This is a genomic window from Ruminococcus sp. OM04-4AA, from assembly GCF_003462585.1.
GTDB classification, from domain to species: Bacteria; Bacillota; Clostridia; order Lachnospirales; family Lachnospiraceae; genus Mediterraneibacter; species Mediterraneibacter faecis.
Map to the genome: position 1 here is coordinate 1 of NZ_QTZH01000055.1, position 15048 is coordinate 15048.

At 41.3% G+C, this 15048-nt stretch carries 12 protein-coding genes and 1 pseudogene; 5 read left to right on the plus strand and 8 right to left on the minus strand.

Going from position 1 to position 15048, the window contains the following annotated elements; genetic code table 11:
• Positions 1-113 precede the first annotated feature (113 nt).
• Complete coding sequence (locus DXB52_RS12710; RefSeq protein WP_117860725.1) at positions 114-1061, plus strand: LysR family transcriptional regulator; 948 nt, start codon at positions 114-116, stop codon at positions 1059-1061.
• A 61-nt stretch (positions 1062-1122) separates the two neighbouring features.
• On the opposite strand, the gene DXB52_RS12715 is transcribed toward DXB52_RS12710, so the two are convergent.
• From DXB52_RS12715 to DXB52_RS12725, 3 genes are all read right to left on the minus strand, one after another.
• The gene (locus DXB52_RS12715) at positions 1123-1731 is read right to left on the minus strand and encodes a type IV toxin-antitoxin system AbiEi family antitoxin domain-containing protein (protein ID WP_118107620.1); all 609 of its coding nucleotides are present in this window, start codon (positions 1729-1731) and stop codon (positions 1123-1125) included.
• Between the two features lie 148 nt (positions 1732-1879).
• Complete coding sequence (locus DXB52_RS12720) at positions 1880-2227, minus strand: hydrogenase maturation nickel metallochaperone HypA (protein ID WP_118107622.1); 348 nt, start codon at positions 2225-2227, stop codon at positions 1880-1882.
• Positions 2228-2243: 16 nt separating this feature from the next.
• The gene (locus DXB52_RS12725; protein WP_117541080.1) at positions 2244-5423 is read right to left on the minus strand and encodes a diguanylate cyclase domain-containing protein; all 3180 of its coding nucleotides are present in this window, start codon (positions 5421-5423) and stop codon (positions 2244-2246) included.
• 705 nt (positions 5424-6128) lie between these two features.
• Between DXB52_RS12725 and DXB52_RS12735 the strand changes: the two genes are divergently transcribed.
• Both DXB52_RS12735 and DXB52_RS12740 read left to right on the plus strand, forming a co-directional pair.
• Positions 6129-7916, plus strand: a complete 1788-nt coding sequence (locus DXB52_RS12735; protein ID WP_472520144.1) for an oleate hydratase — start codon at positions 6129-6131, stop codon at positions 7914-7916.
• 326 nt (positions 7917-8242) lie between these two features.
• Positions 8243-8911 (plus strand): restriction endonuclease, encoded by a 669-nt coding sequence (locus tag DXB52_RS12740; protein WP_118107626.1) that lies wholly within the window; start codon positions 8243-8245, stop codon positions 8909-8911.
• Positions 8912-8915: 4 nt separating this feature from the next.
• Here the strand turns inward: DXB52_RS12740 and DXB52_RS12745 are convergent, their stop codons facing one another.
• From DXB52_RS12745 to DXB52_RS12760, 4 genes are all read right to left on the minus strand, one after another.
• The gene (locus tag DXB52_RS12745) at positions 8916-9482 is read right to left on the minus strand and encodes a glycerol-3-phosphate responsive antiterminator (protein WP_118107628.1); all 567 of its coding nucleotides are present in this window, start codon (positions 9480-9482) and stop codon (positions 8916-8918) included.
• Between the two features lie 117 nt (positions 9483-9599).
• Positions 9600-9968 carry a DUF1667 domain-containing protein gene (locus tag DXB52_RS12750; RefSeq protein WP_117541088.1) on the minus strand — a complete coding sequence of 123 codons (369 nt, stop codon included), beginning with the start codon at positions 9966-9968 and terminating at the stop codon, positions 9600-9602.
• A 3-nt stretch (positions 9969-9971) separates the two neighbouring features.
• On the minus strand, positions 9972-11237 hold the full coding sequence (locus tag DXB52_RS12755; RefSeq protein WP_118107630.1) for an NAD(P)/FAD-dependent oxidoreductase: 1266 nt from the start codon (positions 11235-11237) through the stop codon (positions 9972-9974).
• 1 nt (position 11238) lies between these two features.
• Positions 11239-12699, minus strand: coding sequence for an NAD(P)/FAD-dependent oxidoreductase (locus tag DXB52_RS12760; RefSeq protein WP_118107632.1), 1461 nt, complete (start codon positions 12697-12699; stop codon positions 11239-11241).
• A gap of 496 nt (positions 12700-13195) precedes the next feature.
• On the opposite strand from DXB52_RS12760, the pseudogene DXB52_RS17365 reads away from it, so the two are divergent.
• Positions 13196-13381, plus strand: a pseudogene (locus DXB52_RS17365) (MATE family efflux transporter); the annotation flags it as partial.
• Here DXB52_RS17365 and DXB52_RS12770 read toward each other — a convergent pair.
• Positions 13371-14366, minus strand: a complete 996-nt coding sequence (locus tag DXB52_RS12770) for an asparaginase (protein WP_117541094.1) — start codon at positions 14364-14366, stop codon at positions 13371-13373. The pseudogene DXB52_RS17365 and the gene DXB52_RS12770 sit on opposite strands and share 11 nt — an antisense overlap.
• Positions 14367-14537: 171 nt before the next feature.
• Here DXB52_RS12770 and DXB52_RS12775 point away from each other — a divergent pair, with 171 nt between their 5' ends.
• Positions 14538-14885: a helix-turn-helix domain-containing protein gene (locus DXB52_RS12775; RefSeq protein WP_118107634.1), complete on the plus strand. Its 348-nt coding sequence runs from the start codon at positions 14538-14540 to the stop codon at positions 14883-14885.
• Positions 14886-15048: the final 163 nt, after the last annotated feature.

Here is a 15048-nt window from a genome sequence, read left to right on the forward strand (position 1 = left end):
AGAAAGCATATATTTTTCATATATTTTTTTATTCTCACGAATCAATATATATTATTTCGTGCATTGCACCCTATATTCCTACATGATATCAAATATATAATTGGAGGTTTCACATGGATTTAAAACAATTGGAATATTTTGTCACAGTAATAAATGAAGGAACTATTTCCTCAGCCGCGCGAAAATTAAATCTCTCCCAGCCGCCATTAAGTGCACAAATGAAATCTCTTGAACAGGAAATCGGTTCTCAACTCTTTTTCCGCGGACCTCGTCAGATTGAATTAACAGAAGCCGGGCGTATTCTTTATGAGCGTTCCAAGGATATTTTAGATCTTTCTTCGCGTACTTTACAGGAACTTTCTGACTATCGTGAAGGAAAATCCGGCGTACTTCGAATTGGTATTGTTTCCTCTGCTCATGATCTGATGGCACAGCGCGCTTTTCGTCCATTTCATGAGCAATTTCCTGAAATTCGTTTTGAATTATATGAAAATGACACTTATCGTGTCATCAAACAACTACAATCCAAAGTTCTGGATCTTGCAATTGTACGTACCCCTTTCCAATCAGATAATTTAACCTGTTACACTTTGGTTAAAGAGCACTTGCTTGCTGTCGGAAATAAAAAATATTTTTCTTCCGATACTTCTTATAATACAAAACATACGCTTTCCACGGATAGAAAAATAGCTACCGCTGAACCCGACCAAAATGTAACAATCTCTCTTAAAGAGTTAGCAGAACATCCCCTGATTGTCTACCATCGCTGGCTTCCTGTTTTAGACCAACATTTTGAAACACTTAAACTGCAGCCAAACTATTTATGTATCAACCATGATTCCCGTACAGGAACTGCATGGGCGAAAGCCGGAATGGGAATTGCAATTCTCCCTGCGTCAGCTGCTGAATCACTCACATCCAAAAATATCATTAAAAAATTGATCACCGATCCGGTCATCACCTCTGATATCTGTATTCTCCATCATCCTGACGGTTATCTTTCAAAAATCGGAACATCTTTTCTTATGCACATGATGAATTATTTTGGAATTTCTCACTGATTGCTACGCACAAAAAGAGTCTGGCAAATACCAGACTCTCTTAAATCATTCTTATTATAGACTATCTATCCAACCCGATTCTTTCTACCTGTCTTCCGATACGCATTGCTTTGGCATATGCCATGAGACGTTCTTCATTCTTCTTAGCGTATCTTCTGTAGTTCTCAATAACAAGTTCAAAGATATCTTTATCAATGTCTTCACGGAAACGAATGCAATCGCACACGCTTCTGTCAATTCCATATACATTGTAAGAACCGTACTTTGTATCAAACACATGCTTCTCATCCTCAAAAGCCTGCTCTGAGAAGTAATGTCTGCTGACTTCAAAATTCATCTTCATCTTGTGACGGTCACTTCTTCTTGTTGCAATCGAAAGGATCTCCGGCTCTTTATCGATCAGACCCATGTAATAACATGCACTGTCTGCGCAGATTACCGCTTTTCTATTTACTCGCGCCACTTCCACTGCTTTATAATCTTCCGGTTTGGAAAACTTTGGACTAATGATCCAATAATGTCCATGTGCTACCTTTTCAAGCTTTCCTTCTGCTGTCAACAGACCAATCTGACGATTTGTAAGTCCTTCCTTCATCAAATCTTCTGTATCAATATAACCTTTGTATTTGTCTGCAATATGTTTCACTTTGTCATAGATAATCTGACGCATAATTCTTTTCCTCGCTTAACTCGTGTATTACTAGAAACTGTAAGAAATGTTTACGGGCTGCTGTGAGCAGCAACACCTGTGATTCTTTTAAGTCTCTCGTATTGTATCATCTATCAAAGCGGTTGACAATAGGTAAGACGCTGATTTTTCAGTCCGATAGCTCTATCTCTTTTATTAAAAATTCATTCCCACGAAGCAGATAGGTATTTTCACTTCCACAGTACGGACAGATTTTCCCATGTTCTACCGTTGGATATTCTTTCTGGCATTCCTCACAAAATGTTACTGCTTCTATCTGCTCGATTTTCAGTTCGGCTTCTTCCATAAGCGGTTCTTTCTTCTTCGCCCAATTCCAGCAATCAGTCAGATAATCATGTAGAATTCCTGACACTTCCCCAATCTCCAGTGTCACGGAAGAAACTTTCTCCACATGATTTTTTTCCGCAACCTTCTTTACATCTTTTACAACATAAAAGACAACACCTAATTCGTGCATTTTCCTTCCTCTCAATTTATATTTTTTCAACTATATCCTGAAGCAATCCAATCAACTCTTTTGCGTTCACAGGTTTAAAGATACACTCATTCATACCTGCCAACTCACACTGATGTATACTTTCGGTAGACGCTTGTGCTGTCATTGCCAAAATCGGAATCTCAGCTGAATCTGCCCTTTTGTCTGCCATGGATCGGATCTTTCGTGACGCCTCTTTTCCATCCATCTCCGGCATCATGATATCCATAAGAACAGCATCATATTCTCTCAGACCCGACTGTTTAAATAGTTCCACAGCTTCCTGTCCATTCCATGCCTTTATCACCTGTGCACCAGCTTCTTCCAGATAAAACTCTGCAATCTCCATATTGATCTCATTATCTTCAGCAAGAAGAATATGATATCCTCTGAGTGGTTTATCTTCTTTCAGATCCTGTTTTGTTCCCTGTACACATTCTCCACTCTGACTTTCCTTTTCCGGCTGAACTACTGGAAAACTCAAATAAAAACGAAACTCCGTTCCAACGCCGGGCGTACTGCTCACCTGGATTGTTCCGCCCATCTTTTCGACCAGTCCTTTTACAATTGACATTCCCAGCCCCGTTCCTCTGTACTGCGTTCTTGCATCATTTATTTCCTGTGTAAAAGGCTTAAACAATTCTTCTTTTATATATTCTTTGCTCATCCCTACACCTGTATCCGTAATACGAAATTCGAATGCCGCACACATCCCATCAAAAGAGAGTTCTTTTACATAAGTGTCTATCCTTCCTCCACGCTTATTATATTTGATTGCATTACTGAACAGATTCAGCATAATTCTTCTGATCTGCAGCGTATCTCCGATCAGCGTCGTATGATCCATCTTTTCCCGATGGCTTTCATAGCTGATTTCCATCGCTTCTACCTGTGCACTGACCACAACTTCTACCTGATCTATCAACGCATTCAAATCAAACGTATCATTCTGCAATTCTAAATGTCCTGACTCGATTTTACTCATATCAAGTACATCATTGACCAGTTCACTCAAATGTTGGACAGACAGATCGATTTTATCAACACACTCTTCTATCTTTTCCTGATCTTTATAATTCTTACGAATCATCTGGATCATTCCGAGAACGCCATTGATCGGTGTACGGATATCATGACTCATCCGGTTCATGAATTCTGTCTTCGCACGGCTCTCGAGATCCGCTTTTTCGTATGCGACCTGCAGACGTTCTCTTTCTCTGTCCTCCTGCTCATGGAACTCTGAAATATCCTTGAACAAAATAATTGCACTAATCATAGTACTTGTCTGCTTTGTTCTGCTTTCATAAAACATCTCCTGCGACATCAGAACTGTCTCCTGCCACCAGCGTCTGCTTCCATTACTTTGCTCTACCTGATATTCCACAGTCACCTGCTTTTCACCTGCTTTAAAACGTTCGATCAGCTGTGCCGGATTTTCTGTGATACGATAATTTTCTCTCGTCTCTTTTGTCACGAACCGCTGATAGGTCTTACAGTACGTATCATAAGGACATGGACGTTTTATGTCTGGGATCTGCCTGTTTTCCCTGTTGTGCCAAAATATCTTTTCCAATAAATTCTGTGTCAGATTTACACTCAGAATTATTTCTGCTGTATCCATCAATGCTTCTATATAGTTTCCATTTTCCAAAATGGATTGCGTCAGCTGTTCATAGAACTGTGTCAGTTGTTTTTTCTCATTTACGATCAACTCGTCCCTGTCCTGATAAACATCAAACCCAACAAGAAAATGATGCAGATTTCCATTTTCAGCAAAGTCAGGCAGTAAAAGTGTGATCCGGCCACGCAAAGCTCTGTCACCCTCTTTGTGACAATAAAAATATTCCTCTACCTGATGTTCCTCCGTCAGGGTTTCCCGGATTTCCGACAGCTGAAGTTTCTCCCAGAGTTCCCTGCGTTTCTCTTCCTCCGCCAGCTCCTGTATAATCTGCTCTACTGCACCGGAATAATTTCCATCATCTGCAAGGAAAAATTCTGAGCTTGCACGAAGAACAACATACTGATCCAGAATCGCATCACAGTACAGACAATCTGTAAAATGAAATCCTTTTTCTTTTACAGATTGTAACAGCCTTCTCCTAAGTCTCCGCTTGTCAGCTGCTTCTTTCATCTTCGCCTGATTCTTGTCTACATACATATTCTTATCCGCATATCGGAACAAGTCTTTCATATTATTTCCCGGAAAATCTGTAGACAATGCATATCCCACTGCATAGCTAAGTGGCATATCCGGGTGATTCTTTGAATAACGCTCTGTCTGTTTCCGTATCATCTGCAGACAGTCTTTCACCTGCTTATGATCCACCTGCTTTAATACTGCAATAAACTCGTCTCCTCCGTCTCTTCCGACAAAATATTTCTCCGGAAGTGCTGCCCGCAGTTGTTCTGCAAATGATCTGATATATTGATCGCCTCTTTCATGTCCCTGCCGGTTATTAATAACCCTCAGATTATTTAAATCAAACACCATTACCGCTGTTGGTTCCCTGTCCGTAAGCGGCTCCACAGATCCCAGAATCTCCTCGCACTTATTCTTATTCGGAAGTCCTGTTGCCTCATCCAGATAAACCTTCTGACGAAGCACACGGTTTTGTGCCGCGTACCGCAACGCCTTGAAAAGCTCATATCCAAACAGACACACAATTCCAATAATATCCACGACAACAATTTTCTCCAGACGATTCAATAAAGATGCCAGCTTCTGCGAATAACTTTCCGCAAGCCCTGTTGTCTCATCACAGATTGTAAAAAATGTTTCACTTTTATTTATAATCTGTGTATTTTCATATCCTTCTTCTCGAGCCTTATAGATTTCTTCCTTTAGTTGTTCAAAAAATTGTTCCTGCACTTCCATCTTATCCTGAAATGCTTTATCATCCAGACGGATAAGGTTCAGTTCATCGCTGCCATGACGTAATCCATCAATATAAGTATCGACTTTCCTGATCATTTCATCCTGCGGTTCCTTTGCATTTTCCAGTTTGATGATCTGCTGCGTCTTTCCACGCACAAGTCCGGCATAATTCACTACACGAGCCGTCCCCTGCATATCGCTGACCAATACCATAATTCCAAAGAATAATGCAATCAGGATACATGTAAGAAGCGTCATGAAAATACGCAGAATCCGTCTAAGTTTCTTCTCTTTTTCTTTCATATCTATAACCTTACATTTCTTTTTTTAATACTTTATTTAAAGATTATAACAGAATCTCCTTTGTTTTCCCATAATAAAATACATCACTAGAGGATTTTTAAAAATGGTGTAATACTTGCTATCTGTTTTGGAAAATGTGATACTATAAATTATAGTCACACTTAGTTTTCGTAACAAACGGAGGGACCCTCTATGATAAACTAGACAAAACAAATATTGGAAGAATCTCTGAAAAAATTAATGCTTCAAAAGCCGCTCGATAAGACAACCATCCACGGAAGCCTTACGCATTCAATTGAAAATTTCGCAGCACTTCCTAAAAAAGAAAATTCATAACACAAATATACTAAACCTATACTTTACAAAAAGAGGCAAATGATAACTTTTTAATCACTTGCCTCTTTTTGTAAATTGAAAATCTTCAAAAATGTCCATACTATAGCTATAACAACTATACTTCATATCTCAAAACGAGACATGAATACGTTTTCTCAGAAAGGTGGTTTTATTATGTCAAATAAGAAATCTAAACTTGGTGTAATCTCTGCAGTGGCAGCAGGAACAGGAACTGCAATTTATCTCGCACAGAAGGCAAAAAAAGAATCCGGTAATTCTATTTTTAAGAAGAGTACTATTGCCGATTCTTCCGTTCCGAATAACTATCGTAACACAGAACGTGGAAAATATGACCGCAATAGCAAAGGCATCTATTATTCCAACGGAAACTACGAAGCATTTGCACATCCGGAGAAACCGGAAGGTGTAGATCAGAAAAATGCTTACATCGTAGGAAGCGGACTTGCCTCTCTGGCAGCGGCATGTTTCCTTGTCCGTGATGCACAGATGCCTGGATGCCAGATCCACATTTTAGAAGCAATGGATATTGCCGGTGGTGCATGTGATGGAATCTATGATACTTCCCGAGGTTATGTAATGCGCGGTGGACGTGAGATGGAAAATCATTTCGAATGTCTGTGGGATCTCTTCCGCAGCATTCCATCCATCGAGACACCTGGTGTTTCTGTACTTGATGAATATTACTGGCTCAATAAGCATGACCCGAACTATTCCCTTTGCCGTGCAACTGTAAATCGTGGCAAAGACGCACATACAGACGGGAAATTCAACCTCAGTCAGAAGGGCTGTATGGAAATCATGAAACTCTTCATGACAAAAGACGAAGATCTCTACGATAAAACCATCGAAGATGTTTTTGACGAAGAAGTATTTGATTCTACTTTCTGGCTCTATTGGAGAACAATGTTTGCATTTGAAAACTGGCACAGTGCTTTGGAAATGAAATTATATTTCCAGAGATTTATCCACCATATTGCCGGACTGCCTGATTTCAGTGCATTGAAATTTACCAAATATAATCAGTATGAATCCCTCATTCTTCCGATGCAGAGATACCTCGAAGATGCCGGTGTGGACTTCCAGTTCAATACAGAAGTCACAAATGTTGTATTCAAATTCGAAGGAGACAAAAAGATTGCATCTGCAATTGAATGTAAAGTAAACGGACAGGAAAGAGGTATCGTCCTGACAGAAAACGACCTCGTATTTGTCACAAACGGAAGCTGTACAGAGGGAACCATTTACGGAGATCAGAACCATGCACCAAACGGGGATGCCGAAGTCCGTACAAGCGGTGTATGGAACCTTTGGAAAAACATTGCCCGTCAGGATCCATCCTTCGGACATCCGGAAAAATTCTGTTCCGACATTTCCAAGACAAACTGGGAATCTGCAACAGTTACAACTCTGGATGACAAGATCATTCCTTATATCACAGACATTTGCAAACGTGACCCTCGCACCGGAAATGTTGTAACCGGCGGTATCGTCAGCTGCCAGGATTCCAGCTGGCTGTTAAGCTGGACGATCAATCGTCAGGGACAGTTCAAAGACCAGGATAAAGATAAGGTATGTGTCTGGGTTTATGGATTATTTACTGATGTGCCTGGTGACTATATCAAGAAGCCTATGAAAGACTGTACCGGAAAAGAAATCACAGCAGAATGGCTCTATCACCTTGGTGTTCCGGAAGATCAGATCATGGATCTGGCAGAAAACAGTGCAATCTGTGTACCGACAATGATGCCTTACATCACAGCATTCTTCATGCCACGTACAAAAGGTGACCGCCCGGATGTTATTCCGGATGGATGTGTCAACTTCGCTTTCCTCGGACAGTTTGCTGAAACTCCAAGAGATACTGTTTTCACAACAGAGTATTCTGTACGTACTGCTATGGAAGCTGTTTATGGACTTCTCAAAGTAGACCGTGGTGTGCCTGAAGTATGGGGAAGTGTTTATGATATCCGCGAGCTTCTCGACAGCTCTGTAAAACTTATGGACGGAAAATCTCCACTTGAGATCCAGCTGCCTGGACCGCTGAACGCACTGAAGAAACCTCTTCTGAAACTCGTAAAAGGAAATGTGATTGAAAAGGTACTGCGTGATCACAATGTACTGAAGGACGGAATGTAAAAAAGAACACTTGTTCTTTTCTCTGAAATATGCTATTCTATTTCTACCTGATCACGTAAGAAGAATGCCTCCCGGCATTCTTCTTACTTAAATGATTTGATACAAGGGTCAAAAGGTCATGCGTTTCTTGCTTGCATGAAAAAGCATGACTTATTGACCCGCAAAACACCGAAAAGTAGCCATTTTTCGTAGAAAAATGAGCGGATTTGAGTGTTTTAGGATTGCGAGAGCATGAAATGCGAAGCAATCCGTGTATCATAGGGGTCAAAATACCTTTTGACCCCAACATCATGATTTCAGACAGCATATAGGAGAAGCAGCAACACATGGATGGATATCAGTTCGAAGAACAGTGTGCGATCATACTAAAAAGAAAACATTTTTCAAAAATAGAAGTTACTAAAAGTTCTGGGGATCAAGGCGTTGACATCATTGCCTATAAACACAGAAAAAAATATGGGATACAGTGTAAATATTACACGTATCCCGTTGGTAACAAAGCGGTCCAGGAAGCTTATGCCGGTGCGAATTTTTATGACTGTGACAAGGTCATCGTAATGACAAACACAACATTCACCCGTTCCGCGATTGAACTTGCTGAAAAACTGGATGTAGAATTGTGGCCGGATTGCCCGGTCACACCTTTTTACAGTTTATTGTTCAAGATCATGGAATTATTGAACCTGCTTCTTTTCCTTTACGCGATCCTGACACTTTTTTCTGCAAAATATGATTTTATTCATTTGCCGGTTTCACTTGATACGATATCGCTGGTGGCACTCCTGACAGCCTCTGCTTTAGGAATCTTCGGCTGGAAGTATCTCCTTTGTAATCTGATTACCGCCGGAGCTTTCCTCTTCCTTGCATTCCATGTTGCGCTTTCACCTGTATCTCTGGCAACAGATTATACATACACACAACTGCTCTCCTTAATTCCTGCAGTTGTATACATGCTTCATGCCGGGTGGCTGAAATTAAAGAAGATGAAAAAATAAAAGCTTATTCAAACCAGATTTCCAGATTCGTAGACGATACACTGGTTACTCCTGCCTTAAGAAGTGCCATTACATCTTCCTTCTCCCGGATCATTCCTCCGGCGATCACAGGTACCGGAAGATCTTTACAGATATTTCCGATCACCTTCGGTATCATTCCCGGAAGAACCTCTACCACATCCGGCTTTGCTGCCGTTACCTGTGTTCTCACATTTTCATAAGCCATAGAATCAATCAAAAATACGCGCAATACCGTGAGCATTCCAAGTTCCTTCGCTCGATGAATGATCGTCGGTTTTGTAGAGATCACACCGTCTGCTTCTGTATATTTTTTGATAAAATCTGCAGCGATATTCTTCGATGCCAGTCCATGGATCAAGTCTAGATGTACTACCGCCAGTTTCCCTGCAGCTTTCACTTTAGATACGATCTCTGGAATCGTACAAACATCTCCATATAAAATAAATACAACCTGGCTTTCACTTTTCAGACAGGCTTCTACCCCTTCGTCATCTTTTACCGCTGCGATTACAGGGGATACCTCCAACGCATCCAGAAATTTATAATTCATTTCAATTCTCCTTTGTTCCACCAAGATCAAATGAATGCCAGACACAGAAACTGTGAACAACAGTACTTGTATCTGGCATCTGTTTCATAAATTATACTATATCCCCTTCACAATCGTCTAGTGTACTGCATCCACATTTCCGGCAGCTACGATATTTACACCTGTACCTGCCACATTTTCCAACACAATATCTCCAATGTGAACCGGAGCTTTGATCGTTACGCCGCGAAGCGCTGCGATACAGTCAAAAATCTTATCTTTTGAAATGTCATGCTCTGTCTTCACATTAATCATTGGTACTTTTCCGTCTGCGACACGAACTGTAGTAGTTACAATACGGGTTGGATCTGTTACTTCTTTTCTTGCATACGCATCTCCGCGCGGACAAGTATTTCCTGTAACAGAAACAACTTTTCCGTCTTCCATTTTCACAACGATCGGACATCCCATCGGGCATCCGATACAGATTAATTCTCTCTCATTCATTGCTTATGCCTCCTCGATCCGAATCGTAATCTTCTTTGTCTCCGGATATTCTTCCAGTTTGTTTTTCTTTAAAATCACCTGCTCCATCTCACCCGGTGCCATTACCTGACGCTTCTTCTTACTGATCAGCTGATCATCAAAATACACTACGATCGCTTTATTTTTGAATACATCTCCAACACGGAAACGAACTGTCAGGTTTTCTTCCATTTCTGAAGGTCTTACAAAGGATGGCACGGTATAGCGCACTCCGCCTTCCGGAGAAATCGGAAGCATTACAGCCTGCGCGTCTTTTTCTCCTGCTTTAATATAAACGGCTGCATTCTTTCCAGCTGCCGCTGCTTCCTGAGATACAAAGTCCACCAAATCGTGTACGTGAAGTACATTTCCGCAGGCAAAGATACCTGCCACGCTTGTCTCGAGAGAGTCATTAACGACTGGGCCTGAAGTAACCTGTGAAAGTTCTACTCCTGCGCTTTTTGAAAGTTCATTTTCCGGAAGAAGTCCGCAGGAAAGAAGTAATGTATCACAAGTATATCTTTCTTCTGTTCCCGGAATCGGCTTGCGGTCCGGTCCGACTTCTGCGATCGTCACAGCTTCCACACGATTTTTTCCTTCTATATCAATCACTGTATGACTCAGCTTCAGCGGAATATCAAAATCATCCAGGCACTGTACAATATTTCTTTTCAATCCACCGGAATAAGGCATCAGCTCCGCAACTACCTTGACCTTTGCCCCTTCGAGCGTCATACGTCTCGCCATGATCAGACCAATATCACCTGATCCAAGGATCACAACTTCTTTTCCCGGCATAAGTCCTTCCATATTTACAAGATGCTGTGCCGTTCCGGCAGAATAAATTCCAGCCGGACGATATCCAGGAATGTTCAGCGCACCTCTGGAACGTTCTCTGCATCCCATCGCCAGGATAATCGCCTTTGCCTGAAGAAGCAAAATTCCATCCTCACGGTTTGTAGCTGTTACTACCTTTTCCGGAGAAATATCCATGACCATTGTATTTAATTTATATTCAATACCACGTTCTTCTACCTGCTCAATAAAACGTGCTGCATACTCAGGTCCTGTCAGTTCTTCCTTAAATGTATGCAGACCGAATCCATTATGAATACACTGCTGCAAAATGCCTCCGAGACTTTTATCTCTTTCTAAAATCATAATATTATCTATCCCATTATCTTTCGCTGCGACTGCTGCCGCAAGTCCTGCTGGACCTCCGCCGATTATGATCAAATCATATGTTTTCATTTTACTCATCCCCCAGTTCTTTATTTTCACCTACGATAAATTCCGATCCAACGCCGTTTTTTCCAATTTGATCAACCGGCATCGGGACTTCTCTTTCCAAAATCTCCATAACCTTTGGGGAACAGAATCCTGACTGGCAACGCCCCATGCCTGCTCTTGTCCGGCGCTTCACTCCATCCAGAGAACGTGCGCCGAGTGGACGGTGAATTGCATCCAGGATTTCTCCTTCTGTGATCATCTCACAGCGGCAGATAATATTTCCATAAGCCGGGTTTTCTTTGATCAGCTGATTTCTCTCTTCCAGAGAAAGCGTATCCGGATCTAAAATCCCATGTCTCACCGGATTAAAATCAGACTTTTCTTCTGCATTCAAAAGGTCTCTTACAAGTTCTGCAACCGTAACACCGATTGCCGGTGCTGAAGAAAGTCCCGGAGATTCAATGCCTGCTACATTGATCAGTCCTTTTACATCCGCTGATTCACCAATTACAAAGTCATCTCCATCCTCGTGTGCACGAAGACCTGCAAAGGAAGTAATCACCTGACGAAGCGGAACATTCTTAACGCTATGAGAGGAAACTCTTGCGATCTGATCCAGACCATCCATTGTCGTGTTTACAGCACCTTTATCTTCTACATTTACTGCTGTAGGACCTACAAGCAGATTGCCGTGAACTGTCGGTGTGACCAGTACTCCCTTTCCCATTTTCGACGGAAGCTGGAAGATTGTACTCTTCACATAATCTCCAACTGTCTTATCCAAAAGCATGTATTCCCCTTTACGGGTTGTAATATGGAGCTTTCTGTCTGAAAGCTGATTATTGATCTCATCAGCATAAACTCCTGTTGCATTAATAATAAGTTTTGTCTCGATTGTCTCATCAACACAGGTATCTGCGTGATGAACCTGAACTCTAAATCCTTCTCCTGTCTTTTCCAGTTTTTCAACTTTGGTATTCAGGAAAAACCGAACACCGTTCTCGTATGCATTTTCCGCATATCCCATTGTCATATGGAATGGACAAACGATTCCTCCGGTTGGAGCCCACAGTGCACATGTCACATCATCTGCCAGGTTCGGCTCTTTCTTGATCAGAGCCTCTTTGTCCAAAATCTGAAGTCCAGGAACTCCATTTTTCTTACCTCTCTCCATTAAAACCTGAAGTCCTTCCGGATCCTGCTCTTTCGTACATACGACCAAAGAGCCGTTTCTCTTAAATGGAATGTCAAGCTCTTCTGCGATTCTGTCCATCATCGCATTTCCCATCACATTTAACTTTGCCTTCATCGTTCCTGGAACTGCATCAAATCCCGCATGGATGATCGCACTGTTTGCCTTGGATGTCTCATTACAGACATCCTCTTCCTTTTCAATCACACACGTATTCAACTTATATCTGGAAACCTCTCTGGCAATCGCGCTGCCTGTCACTCCTGCACCAATAATAACAACATCAAACATATCCATTCCTCTCCTTTATCACACAAAAAAAGCAAGGCAAATAAAACGACTGCCTGTCGTTTCATCTACCTTGCTCAAATCTCTGGTATCTAATATTCGTCTTTTCTTTATTCTAGCACATTTTTCAGAAGAATCAATCCCAAATATACTCAGAGTTACCTATGAACATCAGTATAGTTACTGTTCACACGATGGGGCGAGATGCATTCAAGCCAAAACATGCATCCTCCGTGCAATCAGCGGAGTGATTGACACGGGAGTGAACAGTAACACTGGTTATGTTATTTCAGATGATCATATAAAAATCATAATTGACATTCAAAAATATGTAGTATATAATCGTTTTGTTCATCGGAGGGTGATTTGTTCGATCAGAAACAATAGCTGGATAAGATGGCAGACTGAAATGTCCGCTTTCTTATTCAGCTTTTTTGTTATCTGCCTGATTCGACTGAATTTTCAACAAAATCAATTATACAAGGAGGAATTTCAGTACATGGAAAAAAACACATCATTTACCGAAGGAAAAATCATGCAGCCGTTACTTCTGTTTGCAGTTCCTGTATTGCTGGCACTCTTTCTACAGGCTATGTACGGTGCAGTAGATTTGCTTATTGTTGGTAAGTTTGCATCTTCTGCTGATGTATCTGCGGTATCTACCGGTTCACAGATCATGACCACACCGTATCATAATTCACCGGCTTATAAAATGCTTTTTCTCTGCTTTCATGGTCCATCGGCCGATTTCCCAGCAGCCACATGGTCTTCGCTGCAACCGCCTCCGGTGTCATATCGTAAGACTCCAGTACATTGCACAGTTTTTTCATTTCATGTCCAACTTCATAAACCGTCATATCACTTCCCTCATGGGCAACCTGCGTGCACAGGACGATCATTTTTTCCGGATATTTCTGACAAAGTTCATAAAACATATCCTTGATACTGGACGGAATCCCACCGACGCCAAAACTCTCCACGATAATCGCATCGTAATGTTCGAAAATTACCGGAAGAAGCACCGGCTGAATACCAGGGATTAATTTTAATAAGAAAACACTATCACTTAACTTCTCATAAAACCGCACCGGTTTTTCATATGGCAGCATCGGCAGATACCGCAGAATCCGGCGATCCTGTATCACAGCTAGATACGGAAAATCAATACTGGAAAACGCGTTATAGCTCTTGGTCCGCACTTTTTTTGCTCGTGTTCCCGCGATCACCTTTCCGTCAAACACGATCTGTACCCCCTGGGAAGCATCGTCACAGGCATAGTAAAAGCTGTCCGAAAGATTTGTTTTGGCATCGGTAATATCCAGATTAATCGGACGCTGTGCACCGGTGATGACAATGGGCTTCGGCGAATTCTGAATCATATAGGAAAGTGCAGCCGCCGTATAGGCCATCGTATCGGTGCCATGCGCTATGATAAATCCATCAAATGCATCATAATGTTCCCGTATAACCTTTACCAGCATGCTCCAGTTTTCCGGCACTACATTGGAGCTGTCCAGATTAAAGGGCTGCACGGCTGTAATCTCACAAATCTTCTCCACCTCCGGGATATAAGATATCAATTCTTCCGGCGTGATCTGCGGAGTCAGACCATTTTCTGTTTTTTTCGATGCAATCGTACCACCGGTTGCAACAAATAAGATTTTCTTCATTGTTTTCCACTCCTTATTTCTGTATAATCATCACTATAAACAATTCCCCTGATTAACTGTTATACTCTTTATTTTTCTTGCTTTATTTGCACATAATTCTTATAATAACCATAGGTTACACTTATACTTTACAATATCATAACCAATGGTTATGATCAAGAGGTGATCACAGTGAAATTTCGTCCTGACCGTTTAATTCAATTAAGAACATCTATGAATATCAGCAAAGCCGAGGCCGCCCGCCAACTTAATATTTCCGCCATGACCTACGGCCGCTATGAAAAAGGAGAACGCGAACCCTCTTATCCGTCAGTATCTTATATTGCTCAGATTTTTCATTGCAATATTGACTTTTTATATGGAACTTCAGATGTCATGAATTGTGATTATATCGTTATTTCACGTTCCGAATCTCCGGAGTTATATTCTCTGATAGAAACTCTTCAGCAAAATCACGACATAAAAGACCGGATCCTGGCTTATGCACGAGAACTGAACCGCAAAGAAAAAAGGGGATAAAAAAACAGTTTGTTTTATATCAAAAACTTACTAAATTTCTGATTATCTTTTCACAAGTTGGTAAATGCCGATATATCCCGTATTTTAGGGCTTTATCGGTATTTTCTTTTTGGAAGATACCTTGCATAAGCTGGCATTTACCAGCATGAAAATGCAACCAAAA

Coding starts and splice junctions, on each gene's coding strand:
- DXB52_RS12710 (WP_117860725.1), top strand. CDS start 114: ATGGATTTAAAACAATTGGAATATTTTGTCACAGTAATAAATGAAGGA.
- DXB52_RS12715 (WP_118107620.1), bottom strand. CDS start 1,731: ATGCGTCAGATTATCTATGACAAAGTGAAACATATTGCAGACAAATAC.
- DXB52_RS12720 (WP_118107622.1), bottom strand. CDS start 2,227: ATGCACGAATTAGGTGTTGTCTTTTATGTTGTAAAAGATGTAAAGAAG.
- DXB52_RS12725 (WP_117541080.1), bottom strand. CDS start 5,423: ATGAAAGAAAAAGAGAAGAAACTTAGACGGATTCTGCGTATTTTCATG.
- DXB52_RS12740 (WP_118107626.1), top strand. CDS start 8,243: ATGGATGGATATCAGTTCGAAGAACAGTGTGCGATCATACTAAAAAGA.
- DXB52_RS12745 (WP_118107628.1), bottom strand. CDS start 9,482: ATGAATTATAAATTTCTGGATGCGTTGGAGGTATCCCCTGTAATCGCA.
- DXB52_RS12750 (WP_117541088.1), bottom strand. CDS start 9,968: ATGAATGAGAGAGAATTAATCTGTATCGGATGCCCGATGGGATGTCCG.
- DXB52_RS12755 (WP_118107630.1), bottom strand. CDS start 11,237: ATGAAAACATATGATTTGATCATAATCGGCGGAGGTCCAGCAGGACTT.
- DXB52_RS12760 (WP_118107632.1), bottom strand. CDS start 12,699: ATGTTTGATGTTGTTATTATTGGTGCAGGAGTGACAGGCAGCGCGATT.
- DXB52_RS12770 (WP_117541094.1), bottom strand. CDS start 14,366: ATGAAGAAAATCTTATTTGTTGCAACCGGTGGTACGATTGCATCGAAA.